General features: G+C 73.2%; 16 protein-coding genes. 8 read left to right on the top strand and 8 right to left on the bottom strand.

All coding sequences use genetic code 11. The annotated features are described in order from the left end of the window. Positions 1-99 precede the first annotated feature (99 nt). The 4 genes from AB0A90_RS11385 to AB0A90_RS11370 form a co-directional block, all read right to left on the bottom strand. A complete protein-coding gene (locus tag AB0A90_RS11385; RefSeq protein WP_357245215.1) occupies positions 100-807 on the bottom strand; it encodes an endonuclease/exonuclease/phosphatase family protein in 708 nt (235 codons plus the stop codon). After that, positions 804-1,751, bottom strand: a complete 948-nt coding sequence (locus AB0A90_RS11380; RefSeq protein ID WP_357245157.1) for an ROK family glucokinase — start codon at positions 1,749-1,751, stop codon at positions 804-806. The genes AB0A90_RS11385 and AB0A90_RS11380 overlap by 4 nt, the downstream gene beginning before the upstream one ends. Before the next feature lie 70 nt (positions 1,752-1,821). Continuing rightward, positions 1,822-2,526 (bottom strand): hypothetical protein, encoded by a 705-nt coding sequence (locus AB0A90_RS11375; RefSeq protein ID WP_357245155.1) that lies wholly within the window; start codon positions 2,524-2,526, stop codon positions 1,822-1,824. Between the two features lie 31 nt (positions 2,527-2,557). Next, positions 2,558-3,013, bottom strand: coding sequence for an SRPBCC family protein (locus AB0A90_RS11370; protein WP_357245153.1), 456 nt, complete (start codon positions 3,011-3,013; stop codon positions 2,558-2,560). 186 nt (positions 3,014-3,199) lie between these two features. Between AB0A90_RS11370 and AB0A90_RS11365 the strand changes: the two genes are divergently transcribed. From AB0A90_RS11365 to AB0A90_RS11335, 7 genes are all read left to right on the top strand, one after another. Next, positions 3,200-5,014 carry a long-chain fatty acid--CoA ligase gene (locus tag AB0A90_RS11365; RefSeq protein ID WP_357245151.1) on the top strand — a complete coding sequence of 605 codons (1,815 nt, stop codon included), beginning with the start codon at positions 3,200-3,202 and terminating at the stop codon, positions 5,012-5,014. Between the two features lie 14 nt (positions 5,015-5,028). After that, positions 5,029-6,717, top strand: a complete 1,689-nt coding sequence (locus tag AB0A90_RS11360; RefSeq protein ID WP_357245149.1) for a GAF domain-containing sensor histidine kinase — start codon at positions 5,029-5,031, stop codon at positions 6,715-6,717. A gap of 7 nt (positions 6,718-6,724) precedes the next feature. Next, a complete protein-coding gene (locus tag AB0A90_RS11355) occupies positions 6,725-7,393 on the top strand; it encodes a response regulator transcription factor (protein ID WP_007072219.1) in 669 nt (222 codons plus the stop codon). A 188-nt stretch (positions 7,394-7,581) separates the two neighbouring features. Continuing rightward, entirely contained in the window at positions 7,582-8,391 is an 810-nt protein-coding gene (locus AB0A90_RS11350; RefSeq protein WP_357245147.1) for an SAM-dependent methyltransferase, read from the top strand. 79 nt (positions 8,392-8,470) lie between these two features. After that, the gene (locus AB0A90_RS11345) at positions 8,471-10,129 is read left to right on the top strand and encodes a bifunctional diguanylate cyclase/phosphodiesterase (RefSeq protein ID WP_357245213.1); all 1,659 of its coding nucleotides are present in this window, start codon (positions 8,471-8,473) and stop codon (positions 10,127-10,129) included. 299 nt (positions 10,130-10,428) lie between these two features. Further along, entirely contained in the window at positions 10,429-11,013 is a 585-nt protein-coding gene (locus tag AB0A90_RS11340; RefSeq protein ID WP_357245145.1) for a TetR/AcrR family transcriptional regulator, read from the top strand. A gap of 20 nt (positions 11,014-11,033) precedes the next feature. Beyond that, on the top strand, positions 11,034-11,696 hold the full coding sequence (locus tag AB0A90_RS11335; RefSeq protein ID WP_357245143.1) for a lysophospholipid acyltransferase family protein: 663 nt from the start codon (positions 11,034-11,036) through the stop codon (positions 11,694-11,696). A 7-nt stretch (positions 11,697-11,703) separates the two neighbouring features. Here the strand turns inward: AB0A90_RS11335 and AB0A90_RS11330 are convergent, their stop codons facing one another. The 4 genes from AB0A90_RS11330 to AB0A90_RS11315 form a co-directional block, all read right to left on the bottom strand. After that, complete coding sequence (locus AB0A90_RS11330) at positions 11,704-12,828, bottom strand: glycosyltransferase family 4 protein (RefSeq protein ID WP_357245141.1); 1,125 nt, start codon at positions 12,826-12,828, stop codon at positions 11,704-11,706. Next, positions 12,825-14,084 (bottom strand): M48 family metallopeptidase, encoded by a 1,260-nt coding sequence (locus tag AB0A90_RS11325; RefSeq protein WP_357245139.1) that lies wholly within the window; start codon positions 14,082-14,084, stop codon positions 12,825-12,827. The genes AB0A90_RS11330 and AB0A90_RS11325 overlap by 4 nt, the downstream gene beginning before the upstream one ends. 102 nt (positions 14,085-14,186) lie before the next feature. Continuing rightward, positions 14,187-14,405, bottom strand: coding sequence for a hypothetical protein (locus AB0A90_RS11320; RefSeq protein WP_357245137.1), 219 nt, complete (start codon positions 14,403-14,405; stop codon positions 14,187-14,189). A 207-nt stretch (positions 14,406-14,612) separates the two neighbouring features. After that, positions 14,613-16,082: an NYN domain-containing protein gene (locus AB0A90_RS11315; protein WP_357245135.1), complete on the bottom strand. Its 1,470-nt coding sequence runs from the start codon at positions 16,080-16,082 to the stop codon at positions 14,613-14,615. A gap of 127 nt (positions 16,083-16,209) precedes the next feature. Here AB0A90_RS11315 and AB0A90_RS11310 point away from each other — a divergent pair, with 127 nt between their 5' ends. Continuing rightward, positions 16,210-17,964, top strand: a complete 1,755-nt coding sequence (locus AB0A90_RS11310) for a DEDD exonuclease domain-containing protein (RefSeq protein WP_357245133.1) — start codon at positions 16,210-16,212, stop codon at positions 17,962-17,964. The last annotated feature ends 9 nt before the right edge of the window (positions 17,965-17,973 follow it).

Raw genomic sequence — 17,973 nt, 5'->3', positions numbered from 1 at the left:
GTACGGCAGGCGTGCCGGTCGCCGCGAAATCCTCTCCACAACCGAGCCGGATGTCCAGTCCTGGAACGGACGCGTCGACGCTCGGACCGGGTCGGGCGGTCAGCCGGTGGTGGGCAGCAGCAGGTCGACCAGGACCGGGAAGTGGTCACTGGCCCGACGCGTCTGCGGGGTGTCCACCACGTCGTAGTCGACAACGGTGATCCGCGGGTCGACGAAGAGCGCGTCGATGCGGCGGCGCGGGTCGGCGCAGGAGTAGGTGAGCCGCTCGGCCCGGTCGGCTGCCACCGCGGCGTCGGTCAGCCCACGCGACACGGTGGCCCAGGCGGGTCCGTCCGGACCCTCGTTGAGGTCCGCCCCGGCCAGCACCGGGCTGGTCGCCGCGTCCAGGCCACGCTTGAACTCGGCGGCCTGGGAGGGCCGCTCGGCCGGGTCGGTGGACAGGTGCGAGCCGGCCAGGGTGAACTGGGCGTCGGCAACCCGGCAGTCGGCGTACGCGGCGCCGCGCAGGTGCCGACCGGGGGTGAGCGGGAAGCGTTGGCACCGGGTGCCCCGCACCTGTACCCGCAGGCTGGTCAGCAGCAGGTTGCCCAGCGCGGGCAGCCCACCGGCGACCACCACCAGGCCGAACGACTCGGCCAGCGTGGCGGACTTCTGCCGCCACCGGAACCGGCGCGGCCCCTCCTGCACGATCACCACGTCCGGGCGCGCCGCCCGGACGACCGCCGCCAGTGCGGCGGTGTCGTCGCGCTGGCTGTGGATGTTGTACGACACCACGCGCAGCGGCACACCCATCCCGGACCGCCTCAGATCCGGCGGGCCAGGTCGGCGGCGCCGATCACCCCGGCGCTGTTGCCCAGCTCCGCCGGGAGCACCTCGGCCACCGGCAGGCGACCGCGCTGGGCGAGCGCGTCGAGGTACGAGCGGCGGGTGGGGCCGAGCAGCAGGTCACCTGCGTCGATCACACCGCCGCCGACCACCAGGGTCTGCGGGTCGAGGATCTGCGCCATGTCGGCGAGGCTGGTGCCCAGCCATCGGCCGATCTGCGCGAACGCCTCGGCGGAGACGGGGTCACCGCCCTGCGCGGCGGCGGTCACCATCGGGCCGGTGATCGCCTCGACCTCACCGCCGGCCAGGTCGAGCAGCGCGGTGGCCCGGGTGGGCTCCTGCCGGGCGCCGGCCCGGGCGAATCGCACCAGGGCGCTGCCACTGGCGTACTGCTCGATGCAGCCGAGCCGGCCGCAGCCGCACTGGTGCCCGTCCGGCACGGCCAGCATGTGGCCCAGCTCCGCGGCGATGCCGTGCGCGCCGCGCATGAGGTCACCGCCGAGGACGATGCCGCCGCCCACACCGGTGCCGATGGTGAACATGATCATGGAATCGTCGGCGTCGCGGGCCGCGCCGTAGCGGAACTCGGCCCAGGCGGCGACGTTTCCGTCGTTCTCCACGATCACGGGTAGGCCGACGGCCTCGCTGACGTACTCCCGCAGCGGTTCGTCCCGCCAGGCCAGGTTCGGAGCGAAGAGCACAGTCGAGCGGCTGGCGTCGATCCAACCGGCCGCGCCGATACCGACGGCCTCGATCGTCCGCCCGGCCGCCAGCTCGCCGACCAGCTCGATGATGACGTCGCGGGTCTTGCCGACGTCATCGGCGGGGGTGTCCCGTCGGGTCTGCACGAGCACCGTGCCGGTGTCGTCCACGACACCGCCAGCCACCTTCGTGCCACCGACGTCGACTCCGATGGTCAGCGTCACCGCTGCCGCTCCCCTCTACTGTCCGGCCCGGTCCCGGCGGCATGCCGGTCCGGGTCGGGATGTCCCGCGCTCAGGCGCCGTCGCCCGGTGCCTGCGCACCGGTGTCGTCCGGCACCCGCGAAGCGGGCACCGCGGGATGAGTGGTCGGTGCCGGTACGGTCGCCGGCCCGGCGTCGTCGACGGGTGGTACGGCGGCCGGGGCGAGTGGGTCCGCCGTCCGGGTGGCGACCGACCAGACATCCCGCTCCGGCGCCGGCTGAGAATCATGCCCGCTGCGGGTGGCATCGCGCCACACGTGTTCGTCGCCGGTCGCGCGGGACGGGTCGCCGGGGGCTGGCTCGGGGAGCACATCGTCGGTGCTCGCGCCGGGTGCCGGTGGTGGCGCGAAGGAGGGTTCGGAGGTCCCACCGGAGGGGCTCGTCGGGGACGGCTGCGCCGGGGAGAACGCGCGGAGCAGGCTGGCGACGCCCGCTGCCAGGTCTCCGGCGCCGGTCGCGAGCCGTTCGGCGAATTCCGGACTCGGGTCTCGTAACGCGGCGATGCCCCGACAGACCGGGCAGACGCAGCATTCGGCCGATCCGGTGGCGAAAGCACCGCCGGTGCCGGGACGTCCTCCCGCGTCGTTACTGTGACCGAGGACACCGGACAGCATCCCGCCCAGCGAGCCGAACGCGCCGCCCGCCGAGCCGGCGGAGGCCAGTCGCGCCCCCGCGAGCAGGGTGGCTACCAACCGCTCCGCCTCTTCCCGGGCCGAACCCGGATCTGTTCCGCCCACCCTCGGCTCCTCCACCGTGCCACCGACCCCGTCAGTGCGCCGCACCGGGTGCTTCTACCCGGCGCTTGAGCTGCTTCAACGCGGTATCCATGATCACTTTTTCGGCCTTGCGCCGAAACATCCCGAGCATCCCCACCGACAGGTCGACCTCCAGGGTGTAGGTCACCGTCGTGCTGCCGTCCGGGTTACCCACCAGGTCGTACGAACCGCGCTGGGACTTCTGCATCTTCGAGGGAGCGACCAGGTGCCACTCGATCCGGGAGAGGTCCTCGGCGTACTCGTAGGCGAGCACGTACTCGTCGGCCATCACCCCGGCGTCGATGGTGAAGCGCACCTGGCTGGCGTAGCCGTCCTCGTACTCCTCGACGACCTCGGCGCGGCGGACCGCGTCGGTCCACTCCGGGTATGCCGCGAAGTCGCAGATGACCGCCGTCACCCGATCCGGTGCGGCGCCGATGATGATCGACTGGGTGGAGGAGTCCGCCATGGGGGGAGGCTACCCGGCGGGCCGCGGCCGCACGCCGCGCCGCCCCCGCCGCGCCGCCAGCGGCCCGCAGGGGGCCAGGACAGCGCCGGGCGTTAGCGGTGTGCCCGTGCTCACCGGGTAGGTTTCGACACAGCCACCGCCCGTCGGCGGTGCCGGCCCGGCCAGTGCGAGCACGAAGGAGTGCAGGTGCGCGAGTTCTCCGTCCCGCCGATCGTCACCGTTGGCGACGCGGCCAACCTCACCGATCCGGTCTGGGACAACGCCGAGGTCGCGCCCGACGCCGTCCAGTTCGCCCGCCCCACCCCCGGCGCCGAGGGCGCCGTCACCGTCTGGGCCGAGGTGACCTGCCGGCAGTTCCGCGACGAGGTGGCCGCGGTGGCCCGTGGCTTGATCGCCGCCGGCATCGAACCAGGCGTCCGCGTCGGGCTGATGAGCCGCACCCGGTACGAGTGGACGCTGCTGGACTACGCCATCTGGACCGTCGGAGCGGTCACCGTGCCGATCTACGAGACGTCCAGCGCCGAACAGGCCGCGTGGATCATCGAGGATTCCAACGCGGTCGCCGTCGTGGTGGAGACCGACGCGCACGCCGCCCTGATCGCCGGCGTCCGACACCGGCTGCCCGAGTTGGACCACGTCTGGCAGATCGACCTCGGCGGGGTCGACCAACTGGTCAGCACCGGCGCCACGGTCGAGCTGGCCGAGGTCGAACGGCGACGCAAGGCGGTCGGCGCCGACGACCTGGCCACGATCATCTACACCAGCGGCACCACCGGCCGCCCCAAGGGCTGCGTGCTCACCCACCGCAACATGTACGCCGACATCGCCAACGCCGTGCCGGTGCTGCCGAACCTGTTCCACGCCGGCGCGTCCACCCTGCTCTTCCTCCCGCTGGCGCACGCCTTCGCCCGGCTGATCCAGATCGGCGTCGTGCAGGCGCGGGCCACCATGGCCCACTGCGCCGACACCAAGAACCTGGTCGCCGAGTTGCAGGCGTTCCGGCCGACCTTCGTGCTCTCCGTACCCCGGGTGTTCGAGAAGGTCTACAACGCGGCCAAGCAGAAGGCCGAGGCCGACGGCAAGGGCGGCATCTTCGCCCGCGCCGAGCAGGTCGCCATCTCGTACAGCGAGGCGCTGGAGACCCCGGGCGGACCGGGTCTGGCGTTGCGCGCCCAGCACGTGGTCTTCGACCGGCTGGTCTACGGCAAGCTGCGCGCCGCGCTCGGTGGGCGCTGCCGCGACGCCATCTCCGGCGGCGCGCCGCTCGGCGCCCGGCTCGGTCACTTCTTCCGCGGCATCGGCGTGACGGTCCTGGAGGGCTACGGCCTGACCGAGACCTCGCCCGCCGCCGCGGCGAACCTGCCGACCGGCACCCGGATCGGCACCGTCGGCCGCCCACTGCCCGGCGTGACCGTACGGATCGAGGACGACGGCGAGATCCTGATCTCCGGTGCGCTGGTCTTCCAGGGTTACTGGCGCAACGAGACGGCGACCGCCGAGACGCTCAGCACCGACGGCTGGTTCCGCACCGGCGACCTGGGCCAGCTCGACGCCGACGGCTACCTGAGCATCACCGGGCGCAAGAAGGAGCTGATCGTCACCGCCAGCGGCAAGAACGTCGCCCCGGCGGTGCTGGAGGACCTGGTCCGGGCACACCCGTTGATCAGCCAGTGCGTCGTCGTCGGTGACCGCAAGCCGTTCATCGCGGCGCTTGTCACCGTCGACGAGGAGGCGCTCCCGGCCTGGCTGGAAGGCGTCGGGATGCCCGCCGACACCCCCGTCGAGCAGCTCCGCGAGCACGAGGCCCTGCTCCGGGAGATCCAGACCGCCATCGACACCGCCAACCAGGCCGTGTCCAAGGCCGAGGCGATCAAGATGTTCCGGGTCCTGCCCCGCGACTTCACCGAGGCGACCGGCGAGCTGACCCCGTCGCTCAAGGTCAAGCGCCAGGTCGTCCACACGACGTACGCGGCGGACATCGCCGAGATCTACCGAGGCTGACTACCATCCGTCACGTGCCCGCATCCACAGCCACCGCACCGCACCCGCATCCCCTCGCCGCGGCCGCCCGCCTGGTGATGCTGGCGCTGATCGCCGTCCTGACCATCTTCGCCACCCGCGACCTCAGCCAGCTGTGGTGGATCGCGCTCCTGGCGGTGGCCGGGCTCCCGTCCCTGCTGGCCCCGCAGCACCGGCTGATCGCGCCGCTGAGCCGGGTGGCCGAGGTGGTGGTGCTGGGCCTGGCCGCGAGCCAGGTGGCCGCGGTGGCGTCGATCGGCACGGTCGCCGGGCTCGGCGCCTCGGCGGTGCTGCCCTACCTGGCGGTCCCGGTGACCGTCACCGCGCTGCGCCGCCACTTCTCCGAGGGCACCGCCCTGCTCGCGGTCACCGCAGCCACCCTGCTGGTCAGCGGTGCGCTCACCACTGTCGGCGGAGAGCTCCAGCTCGGCCAGCCGGGCTACCTCGCGGTCTGCGCGCAGTGGCTCATCCTGGCGGCGCTGGGGCTCTACGCCGCCGGCACCCTGCACCGGGTGATGGCCGTCCGTAACGAGGGCAAACCCCAGCCGTACGCCGAGGCGACCAGGCTGCTGACCCAGCTGCGGACGGTGGCCCGGCAGTTGCCCGGCGCCACCCTGGACCCGGGCGGCATCTCCGAGCACCTGCTGGAGGAGTTGCGCACGGTGGCCCAGGCCGACCGGGGCGCGGTGCTCTCGGCCAGTGGCGGAGGCCGGCTCGTGGTGCTCGCCCAGGCCGGCGTCGACCGGGTGGACTGGGAGACGACGCTGGACGCCGACTCGGCCATCGCCGACGCCTGGGCCAGCCAGCAGGCCACGACGGCCGCGCGCTCGCAGTCCCGCTCACACCGTGGCGGCGACGTGTCCGCGCTGATCGTTCCGCTGGTCGCCGGGGTCCGCACGGTCGGGCTGGTGGTGCTGGAGGCGGACGCCGCGCACGCGTACCCACCTCCGGTGGTGTCCCGGGTGACCGCGCTGACCCGCCCGGCCGCGCTGCGGCTGGAGGCGGCGCTGCTCTTCGACGAGGTGCGCTCGCTGGCCACCAACGAGGAACGGCAGCGGCTGGCCCGGGAGATCCACGACGGGGTGGCGCAGGAGTTGGTGATGGTCGGCTACGGCATCGACAACGCCATGGCCACCGTCTTCGACGACGCCGACGAGACCGCCGAGGCCCTGCGTACGCTGCGCACCGAGGTGACCCGGGTGATCCAGGAGCTGCGGCTGAGCCTCTTCGAGCTGCGCAGTGAGGTGGACCGGCAGGGCGGGCTGGCCGCCGCCATCGCCGAGTACGCGCGCACCGTGGGCGCGTCCGGCGGACTGCGGGTGCACCTCTCGCTGGACGAGTCCACCGCCCGGCTGCCGGCCGCCACCGAGGCCGAGTTGCTGCGCATCGCCCAGGAGGCGGTGACCAACGCGCGCAAGCACGCCGGCGCCTCGAATTTGTGGGTCACGTGCGAGGTCGACCCCCCGTACGCCCAAATAGAAGTGTCGGATGACGGTCAGGGGATGGCTGACCAGCGCCCCGACGGACGGTACGGTCTTGCGATCATGGCCGAGAGGGCGGAACGTATCCGGGGCCGGTTGGAGATCAGGCCGCGGCAACCCAGCGGCACTACCGTGGCCGTGGTTGTTGGCACCTCGTCCCGCCGAGATAACGTGCGCGACAGCGCAGCACCAGAAGGGGAGTAACCCGAGGATGACCACAAGTCCGACACCGGCCACCCGCACCAAGGTCCTCCTTGTTGACGATCATGACCTGATTCGCAAGGGCCTGCGCCACGCCTTCGAGCGCGACCGGCAGTTCGAGGTCGTCGGTGAGGCCGCCACGGCGGCGGAGGGCGTACGCCAGGCCGGTGCCCTGCAGCCGGACGTGGTGATCATGGATCTGCGGCTGCCCGACGGCAGCGGCCTGGAGGCCACCCGCGCGCTGCGCAAGTCCAGCGCGTCGATGGGCATCGTGGTGCTGACCATGTACGCCGGCGACGACCAGCTCTTCGGTGCTCTGGAGGCCGGTGCGAGTGCCTTCGTGCCGAAGACCGCCCCGGCCGACGAGGTGGTGGCCGCCGCGCGGCACGCCGCCTCCTCCCCCAGCGCGTTCACCGCCGCCGACCTGGCCGAGGCGATGAAGCGCCGGCTCGCGCCGTCCGGCCCGCAGTTGTCTCCCCGGGAGGGGCAGGTGCTGCGGCTGCTCGCCGACGGGATGAGCGTGGCCGGCATCGCCAAGCAGCTGTTCGTCAGCGAGTCCACGGCCAAGACGCACATCTCGAAGCTCTACGAGAAGCTCGGCGCGGCCAACCGGGCCCAGGCGCTGATGACCGCGCTGCGGCTCGGCCTGCTCGAAGCACCGGACGCGCCGAAGTTCTGACCCGCCCCCGCTCCTTCAGCGGGACCGCACGACCGACGGTCCGCGCCGGCTTCGGCCAGCGCGGGCCGTCGCGTATCGACCGACGTCGGCGGGTAACCTCCCGCACGCTATGGTCTGGCGTGCGTGGCGGGTGCACAATACCCGCGCGGGCGACGACGCCCGCGTCGCGGACTCGAGGGGTGAATCGCATGCAGCGGCCGGACTGGGCACCCGACACCATCGACATCGAGCGCCCGAGTGTCGCGCGGATGTACGACTACTACCTCGGTGGCTCGCACAACTTCGCCGCGGACCGCGCCGCGGCGCAGGCGATGGTCGCGGCGGTGCCGGAGGCGCCGCTGATGGCCCAGGCCAACCGGGCGTTCCTGCGCCGGGCCGTGCACCATCTCGCCGAGGCCGGAATCCGGCAGTTCCTGGACATCGGCTCGGGCATCCCGACCGTCGGCAACGTGCACGAGATCGCCCAGCGGCTCGACCCGCGGTCCCGGGTGGTCTATGTGGACGTCGACCCGGTGGCGGTGGCGCACAGCCGCGAGATCCTCGCCGGCAACGACCGGACGGTGGTGGTGCAGGAGGACCTGCGGCACCCGGAGGCGATCCTGGCCCACCCGGAGGTCCGCAAGCTGCTCGACCTGAGCCAACCGGTGGCCGTGATGGTCGTGGCCGTCCTGCACTTCGTCTCCGACGACGACCGACCGGCGGAGCTGCTGCGGACGCTGCGTGACGCCTTGGCCCCCGGCAGCTATCTGGTGCTGTCGCAGGCCAGCGACGACGGTCGCAGCGACGACGAGCGCGCCGAGGCGGAACGGGTCTACCGACGCACCGACAATCCGCTGTGGATCCGTAATCGAGCTGAGCTGACCGCACTCTTCGACGGGTTCGAGCTGCTCGACCCCGGCGTGGTGTGGGTGCCCCAGTGGCGACCGGACACCCCGGAGAGCGCGGAGGACGCCGAGCGCGCGGTCTTCATGGGCGGCGTCGGGCGACTCGGTGACTGAGACGCCCGAGGCGGCCACCCGTCCGGGCACCTTCGCCCGCGCCTGGGCGAAGGCGGTCTCCGGCACCAGCTACCTGCCGATGACCCAGGCCCAGCTGGAAACCATGCTGGACCGGCTCACCGCACAACTGGCCGGCGCGTTGCTCACGGAGCCGTTCGACCTGCGCGCCGGGTACCGGGTCGGTGCCGAGTTGGTCGCCGCGCACATCGCCTCCGCGGAGGGGCTTGGTCGTACCGTCGAGGTCATCCAACTTCGGTTGGTGCGCGACCTGGGGTTGGTGGCCGAGGAGGTCGAGGACCGGATGGCCCGGCTGCTGGCGGCCGTGGCGACCGGTTACGCCCGCGCGCTGCGCGACCGCACTCTCGACGAGCAGGAGTCGATCCGCCGGGCCGCCATGCGGGCCCGGACGCAGGCCGAGCGGGCGCTGCGCGCCAGCGAGGCCCGGTTCCGGCATCAGGCCACCCACGACCCGCTCACCGGTCTGCCCAACCGGACGCTGTTCACCGAGCGGCTCACCGCGGCGCTCAACGAGCCCGGCCGGGGCGCGCAGCGGGTCGGGGTGTGCTTCCTGGACCTGGACCGCTTCAAGGTCGTCAACGACACCCTGGGGCACCAGGTCGGTGACCGGCTGCTGGTCACGGTGGCCGAACGGCTGTGTCGGGCCATGGGTGAGCATCTGGTGGCCCGGCTCGGCGGGGACGAGTTCGTCATCCTGGTGCAACACACCGGCGGCACCGACGACATGGTGGCGTTGGCCGAGAGCGCGCTGGCCGCGGTCCGGACACCGGCGCTCGTCGACGGGCACGAGCTGCAGATCTCGGCGAGCATCGGCATCGTCGAGCGTCAGGTGGCCGGGGCCAACCCCAGCGACCTGATGCGGGCCGCGGACAGCACCCTGCACTGGGCGAAGTCCGCCGGCGGGGCGCGCTGGGCGCTCTACGACGCCGAGCGCAACCAACGCGAACTGGCCCGGTACGCGCTTTCCGCGGCGATCCCCGCCGCGCTGGAGCGCGGCGAGTTCTACCTGGACTACCAGCCACTGACCTCACTGCGCGACGGCAGCCTGGTCGGCGTCGAGGCGCTGGTCCGCTGGCGTCACCCGGAGCTGGGGGTGCTGCGTCCGGACAGCTTCATCGGGTTGGCCGAGGAGACCGGCCTGATCATCCAGTTGGGCGGCTGGGTGCTGGCCGAGGCCTGCCGCGAGGCGGAGGCGTGGGCGGGCGGTACCGTCGCCGCACCCTTCATCAGCGTCAACCTGGCGGTACGGCAGGTACACCGGCCCGGGTTGGTGCAGGAGGTTCGCGCGCTCCTGCGGCAGACCGGCCTGCCGCCGGAGCGGCTCCAACTGGAGATCACCGAGAGCACGATGATGAGCACCGCCGAGGAGCCGGTCCGCGCCCTGCGGGTGCTGGCCGACCTCGGTGTACGGATCGCCATCGACGACTTCGGCACCGGCTACAGCAACCTGGCGTACCTCCGGGATCTGCCGGTGACCGAGTTGAAGGTCGCCGGGGAGTTCGTCGCCGGCCTGCGGTCGCCCTCGGTCGGCCGCACCGACGAGCGGATCCTCGCCTCGCTGGTCTCGCTCGCGCACGCGTTGGACCTGACGGTCACCGCCGAGGGTGTGGAGACCGCCGGGCAGGCCGAGCGGCTACGGGCGATCGGCTGCGACGCCGGCCAGGGCTGGCATTTCGGGCGTCCGGCCCCCGCCGACCGGATCCTGGCCCGCATCCGCTGAACCCCGGGCGCGGCCCAGCCCGGGCGCGAGCATGATCCACTCGTCTTTCATGAAGTCGGGGCATGCCTGGCACGGGCGGCGACTCTCGACGGCGCGAGGCTGAGCCCGTCCCGGTATCTCCATCGAGCGTGATGCCTGTGAGTCATCTTGATGACTCACAGGCATCACGTTGACCTGCGGCACTCGGCAGGTCATGACACGCCCGACGACAGTCCAACAGGCCCACCGACGAGGTGAACGAGCGCAGCACCACGCCGACCGAGATAGACAGCGTCTACCGCTACTGGTAGACAATGTCTATGGACGCGGACGAGGCAGGCCTGCGCGGTCGGCTGGTGGCCGCCGGGGTGGACCTGGTGCTGCACGAGGGTCAGGCGGCGGTGTCACTGCGGGAGATCGCGCGCCGTGCCGGCGTCTCGCACGGCGCGCCGCGCCGCTATTTCCCCACCCACGTCGACCTGCTCTCCGCCATCGCCCGGGAGGGCTTCGCCGACCTCACCGCCCGCGTCGAGCAGACGATGCGCGATGTCGACCCGGACCCGCGTACCCGACTGGCCGCGCTGGCCCGGACGTACCTGGACTTCGCGGCTGCCCACCGCGGCATGTTCGAGCTGATGTTCCGCCACGACCTGCTGGACAGCGGCCGGCTGCGGCTGCGCGAGACGAGCCTGCCGCTGTTCACCGCGCTGGCCGACCTGGTGGCGCAGGTGCGCCGGCCCACCGACGCCCCCGCGCCGGTGCTCGCCGGCGCGCTCTGGGCCAACCTGCACGGCATCGCCCAGCTCTGGGCCTGGGGCAGCCTGCCCCTGGCCACCGGCGTCACCGACGACGACACCCTGCTGCACGCCGCGCTGGAGGCCCACCTCGGCCCGGCGCGAGCCTGAAGCTCGACCCCGGAGGACACGTGCCCCTGCTGTACGACGTCGCCAAGCTGACCGTCGGCGCCGCGCTCCGGATGGGCTGGCGGCCCCACGTGGAGGGGCTTGAGCATCTGCCCCGACACGGCGGCGCCATCCTCGCCGGCAACCACCTGTCCGTCGCCGACGAGTGGTTCCTCGTCACCTCGACGCCCCGGCACGTCACCTTCTGGGCGAAGGTCGAGTACTTCAACGGCCGCGGTCCGGGCGGCTGGCTCAACCGGCGGATCGTCGCCGGGATGGGCGCCATCCCGGTCGAACGCGCCGGAGGCCGGGCCGCCCTGCGGGCTCTCGACGCCGCCGTACCGGTGCTGCGCGCCGGTGGCCTGGTCGCGATCTACCCGGAGGGCACCCGCTCCCCGGACGGACGGCTCTACCGGGGCCGCGTCGGGATGACCCGGCTGGCCCGCGACGCCGGAGTGCCGATCATTCCGGTCGGCGTGCTCGGCACCGCCGAGGTGCTGCCGGTCGACGCACGGCTGCCCCGTCGACATCCGGTCACCCTGCGGTTCGGCCCGCCGATCCCGGTCGTCGACCGGATCCACGCGCCGCGGGACGTCCGGACGGTCACCGACGAGGTGATGGCGGAGATCCAGAAACTCACCGGCCAGGAGTACGTGCCGCACTACGCGCCGGCCCGGGAGAGCTGAACGGCGATCAACCGGCGAGCAGCGCCGCCATCCGTTCCGCCTGTGCCTCCCAGCGCCACTCCCGCTCCACCCAGGCCCGGCCGGCAGCGCCCAGCTGGCGGGCCAGGTCCCGATCGGCGAGCAAACGGGCCACCCGGTCGGCGAGCTGGGCCACGTCGCGCCCGCGTACGACGTAACCGGTCTCCCCCTCACGGACCGCGTCCGGTGCGCCCCCGGAGTCACCAGCCACCACCGGCAGGCCGGTCGCGGACGCCTCCAGGTAGACGATGCCCAGCCCCTCCACGTCGAGGCCCCGGTTGCGGGTGCGACACGGCATCGCGTAGACGTCGCCGGCCGCGTAGTGCGCCGGCAACTCGGCCGACGGCACCGAGCCGGTGAACACCACGTCCCGCTCCACACCGGTCTGTCGGGCCAGCTTCTCCAGGGTCGCCCGGTACGGACCACCGCCGACGATCAGCAGAGCCGCTTCGGGCACCCGGCGGCGGATCTCCGGGAGCGCCCGGATCAGCATGTCCTGACCCTTGCGCGGCACCAGCCGGGACACACAGACCACCACCGGACGGTCGGTCAACCCGAGCCGGGCCCGGACCTGCTCGCCGTCCACGGTCGGGTGGTAGGTGTCCACGTCGACCCCCGGGGCGAGCCGGCGCAGCTCGGTCACCCCGTCCAGCACGCGGGCCAGCCGGCTGCGGGTGTACTCGCCGAGATAGGTGGTGACATCCACACCCCGACCGATGCGCCGCAGCGCCGGCCGGGCGGCCGGCAACGCCGCCCAACCAACCTCGTGGCCGTGGGTCTGCGCCACCACCCGGCGTACGCCGGCACGCCGACGCAGGCCGGCGGCGAGCAACCCCAAGGGGGCCGCCGCACCGAACCACACCGTGTCGCAGTCGTACGCGCGCGCCAACCGCGCCGCCCTGCGGGCGATCAACGGGGTGGGCAGCAGCACCCGGGTGCGTTCCCGGATCACCTCGAACGGCTGGTCGGCGTCGAACTTATCGGCCCCCCGCCAGCTCGACGCGTAGACGACCACCGAACCGGCCGGTTGCCGCACCGCGAGGTTGTGCACGAAGGACTGGATGCCGCCCGGACGGGGCGGGAAATCGTTGGTGATCAACAGTGTGCGGCTCATCGGCCGGCCTCCCGGGCGTACGCGCGCGCGGCGGCCATCCGCTCGACGGTGGACGGATGCGAGGCCGAGTAGAGGTATTCCCAGCGTGGCGGGTCGGGGTCGCCGAGGTTGACCGAGCCGAGCCGGCGCTGCATCGACTCGAACGCCTGCGGGTCACGGGTCAGCGCGAGCGCGTGCGCGTCGGCCCGCGCCTCCACCCGTCGCGACATCAGCGCCTGCACCGGCGCGGCGACCAGGCCGGCCACCGTGACGAGTGCCAGCAGTAACGGAAACGCGCGTGGCTGGGCGACCGAGTCGACGCCGGCCAGCCGCAACAGTGGCCCCCACGAGCCGAGCAGATAGAGCGCCACCACGGCCGCCGCGGCGCCCAGCGCCCCGGTCAGCGTGCCCACCGTCACGTCGGAGTCCTTCGCGTGCCCAAGCTCGTGCGCGACCACGGCGGTCACCTCGGCCGGGGTCGCCTCGCGCAGCAGCGTGTCGTAGACGACCACCCGACGGGTCGGCCCGAGACCGGAGACGTACGCGTTGACCGCCTTGGTGCGCCGGGACGCGTCGGCGACCAGCACGTCGCGCACCGGCACCCCGTCGCGGGCGGCCATGCTCATCAGCTCGGTACGCAGCGGACCCTGCTCCATCGGCGTGAACTTGTTGAACACCGGCTCCACCAGCACCGGCAGCACGAACGACAGCAGCACCACCAGCAGAGCCGCACCCGCCGCGCCGAACGCCCACCACCAGCGCGGCGCGAACCGGATCACCGCGTAGAAGCCGACGAGCGCCACCGCGCCGATCACCGCGCTGACCGCGTACGACTTCAGCAGGTCGACCGCCCAGCCACTCCAGCCGTTGGTGCTCAACCCGTAGCGGGTGAGTACGCTCTGGCGCCAGGCGGCGAACGGCAGCGTCACCAGGTCGGCGACGAGCATCACGGCCAGCCCACCGAGCACCGCCTGCGCGACCCAGTGCCCCCCGAACGGCCGGCCCACCAGCTCGACCAGGCGACTGCCCAGCGGGGTCAGCCCGAGCGCGAGAGCGACGAGCAGCCCCACGGCGAGCGCGGTGTAACCGCCCGGGCGCAGCGCGGCTCGGAACTCCCGCCCCTTGGCCACCTGCTCCGCCGGCAGGTCACGCAGCGCGGCGAGCTGGTCGGCCCGCGGGGCCGGCGGTCGGTGCCACGGGATGAGCAGCGCGGCGATCACGACAAGCGCGATGGTCAGGCCGGCCAGGGTCAGCAGCGCCCACCCGCGCGGAGTCACCGCGTCACCGCCCGTCGTACCCCGCTCATCGCGCCACTCCTCCCGCCGTGACCGCTCATCCTATGGTCCGCGAGAAGCCCGCTTCCGGGCACGGTGTCGCGCTCAGGCGATCCGGCGGACAGCACGGCGGCGAGCCGCCGCGGTACGCGTGGGCGCGGCCAACACCTCCACGTCGAAACCGGCGCGGGCGAGCACCTCGATCGCCTCCACCTCGGCGGCGACCAGCCCTGCGGCCGGGGACGTCTCGTCGAACAGGGCGGTGAGCGGGCAGCCGGAGCAGCCGGCGTCCCGCTTCGCGCACCCGTCGCAGTCGATGAGCATCACGCCTCCTGATCGCTCGCGACGCACGGTCGGCGCACCCTGCCGTCGCCGACCGAGCACCGTCGGTCACATCGACGCTAACCACCGGGTACGACAGAAACCGCGTCCGACCGTCCGTTTGGGGGCGAGATCCACTCCAGATCAACGAAAACGGGCCATCCCACGCGGTCGGACACCCCGACATCATGGAACTCGAGTCGACGGCGGTCAGGAGCGGGCGAGCCGCCGCAGCAGCGAGTCGGCACCCAGCGGGTAGGCGCCGTGCCGGCGTACCCCGTCGGCGACCTCACGGTCGGACGAGACCACCACCACCGGCCGCCCCGCCGGCTCGGCGCGGACCAGTCGCCGGATCAGCTCGTCGGCGGTCTCGCCCTTGCGGGAGAACAGCACCCGGACGCCGCGCGGCGCGGGCGGCAGCCCGTGCATCCGCTCGGCGCCGTCGAAGACCACGGTGACCTCGTCGCCGGTCTGCGCGGCGATCCCGCCCAGCCCGGTGATCAGGCGTTTGCGCTGCTGCTCCAGCGACATCTCGCCGAAGCCGCGCTTGGTGACGTTGTAGCCGTCCACCACGAGGTGTGCCCGGGGCAGAGCGAGCAGTTGGTCGAGCCGCGCCGGGTCGTCGGTGTCGCGGGCACGTGCGGCGGGGCTGGCCGGAGCGGTGCCCGGCTGCTCGGCGAACGCGTCGGCGACGAAGTCGGCGGGGAGTTTGTCGACCGGGTCGAGCGCCAGCTCGCGGCGCAGCCCGACGGCGGCCTGACCGATGGTCTCCAGCAGCAGCCAGAGCCGGGCGTCGTCGACCGACCGGGCTTCCTTGGCGCTGGCCCGGGCCACCCCGGCGGCGGCCTCCGCCTCCGCCAGTCGGGCGCGGGCGCGGCGCAGCTCGGCGTCGACGTCGGCGCTGGCGCGCGCGGCCCGGCCGCGCTCGGTGGCCAGCAGTTCGGTGGCCTTGCGTTCACGGGCCTGGGTCTCCCGGAGGGTGCGGGCGACCTGCCGGGACTCCTCACGGAGCTGACCCAGCTCCTCGCGGACGCGGGCCAGCTCGTCGCGCAGCTTCTCCGCCTCGACCCGGGCCACCGCCCGGTCGTGTTCGGCGCGGGTGGCCCGCTGCTCGGCCTCGCGGACCAGCTCGGCGACGACCGCGCTGTCCGCCTCGGCACGCACGGCGGCACCGCTGGCGTCGATCAGCTCCCGCCAGCCGCGCGGCCGGGCCAGGTAGGCCAGCGCGGCGACCTCGACCGGGTCGGCGGCGGCGGGCGCGGTGCCCTCGACGACGGCGGCCCCGAGGTCGCCGGCGTCGGCCAGGACCCGGGCGGTGACCCGCTGCCGGAACAGCGGGTCGGCGGTGAGCTGGGCGGCGATGGCCGGCGCGCCGAGCCGGGCACGCCGGTTCGGGGCGAACTTGGCCACCCGACGCAACGGCACCGGCACCTCGTCGGCGGGCAGGGTGGGCAGGACCGTGGCGGTCAGCGTCACGATCCGCTGCCGGACCGGCTCGGGCAGCGTCGGCTCGGGCAGCGTCGGCTCCGGCTCACCAGCCGCGCCGTCGCCCGCCGTGGTCGGGTCGGATGCGTCGGATGTCGCGCTGACTACGTTGTCGTCCGGGTTGCTGGCGGCCCCGTCGAGCGCGACCAGATCCTCCTGCGGGAGGTGGTCGTCGGACGGCTCGGTGAGGGGCATGTGGCAAGTCTCCCACCGCGGCCGGGCCCACCGCCCGGTGAGTGAGCCGATCTCTCATCCTAGCCCCATGGTGACTGGTGGGACGGCTGCGACGCGAGTGTCGGACCGACGCGCTAGCGTGCCGCCGATGGCACAGGCGGAGTACGTCCAGGAGTCACTGGCCGGTCTCGACCCGACGGTGGGCGGGGTGGACCCGGCGTTGCCGCTCTACGCGACCACCTTCGTGGTGGTCGACCTGGAGACCACCGGCGGCGCGCCGGACGGCGGCGGCATCACCGAGATCGGGGCGGTCCGGGTGCGCGGTGGCGAACAGTTGGGGGTGTTGGCCACCCTGGTCAACCCGGGGCAGCCGATCCCGCCGTTCATCACCGTGCTGACCGGCATCACCCAGGCGATGCTGGTGCCGGCGCCGCCGATCGAGCAGGTGCTGCCCAGCTTCCTGGAGTTCATCGCCGACGCGGTGCTGGTGGCCCACAACGCCCCCTACGACGTGGGCTTCCTCAAGGCGGCCTGCGCCAAGCACGGCTACCGCTGGCCCAACCCCCGGGTCCTGGACACGGCGGCGCTGGCCCGCCGGGTGCTGACCCGCGACGAGGTGCCCAACCGCAAGCTGGGCACCCTGGCCGCCTACTTCCGCACCGCCACCCAGCCCACCCACCGGGCCCTCGACGACGCGAAGGCGACGGTCGACGTGCTGCACGGGCTGATCGGTCGGCTCGGCGGGCACCGGGTGGACACGGTCGGCGACGCCATCGAGTTCGCCCGCGCGGTCACCCCGACCCAACGCCGCAAACGGCACCTGGCCGAGGGGCTGCCCAAGGTCCCGGGGGTCTACATCTTCCGGGCCGCCGACGACCGCCCGCTCTACGTGGGCACCTCCGTCGACATCGCCACCCGGGTGCGCAGCTACTTCACCGCCGGGGAGAAGCGCGCCCGGATCTCCGAGATGCTGGCGGCGGCCGAGCGGGTCGAGGCGGTGGAGTGCGCGCACTCGCTGGAGGCGGAGGTCCGCGAGCTGCGGTTGATCGCCGCGCACGCCCCGCCGTACAACCGACGGTCGAAATACCCGGAGCGGATGGTCTGGCTCAAGCTGACCGACGGTCCCTATCCCCGGCTCTCGATCGTCCGCGACCTCTCCCCCACCGACACCGCGTACCTCGGCCCGTTCACCTCCCGGCGGGCCGCGGAGCTGGCCGCCGCCGGTTTCCACGACGCCGTGCCGCTGCGCCAGTGCACGCACCGGCTCTCGCTGCGCACCGTCACGCCGGCCTGCGCGCTGGCCGAGCTGGGTCGCTGCCCGGCGCCCTGCGAGCACAAGATCACCCCCGAGGAGTACGACGACAGAGCGGCCCGGCCCTTCCGCACCGCCACGACAAGTGACCCGCAGCCGGTGGTGGACGCACTGCTCGCCCGGATCGACGTGCTCTCGGCCGACCAGCGTTACGAGGAGGCCGCGGTGGTGCGGTCCCGGCTGACGGCGGTGCTGCGGGCCACCGTGCGGATGCAGCGGCTGGCCGCGCTGACCGGGATCGTCGAGCTGGCCGCGGCCCGGCCGGCCGCCCGGGGCGGCTGGGAGTTGGCGCTGGTGCGGCACGGCCGGCTGGCCGGCGCGGGGGTGTCCCCGCCCGGCGCGCACCCGCGACCCACGCTGGCCACCATCCGGGCCACCGCCGAAACGGTGGCCGGCGGGCACGGCCCGGTGCCGGCGGCGACCGCCGAGGAGTCCGAGCGGATCCTGTCCTGGTTGGAACGACCGGAGACCCGACTGGTCGAGATGTCCTCCGGTTGGTCGTCCCCGGTGGGCGGCGCGGGGCGCTTCCGTGACCTGCTGGCGAAGGCCGAGAACGGCGCGTCTCACCAACTCTCGACCGAACGCTCATGACCAACTGAC

Source organism: Micromonospora sp. NPDC049204, assembly GCF_040647935.1.
Classification (GTDB): Bacteria; Actinomycetota; Actinomycetes; order Mycobacteriales; family Micromonosporaceae; genus Micromonospora.
The sequence above is the reverse complement of the archived record's forward strand: the minus strand, read 5'-3'. Positions and strand labels throughout refer to the sequence as shown.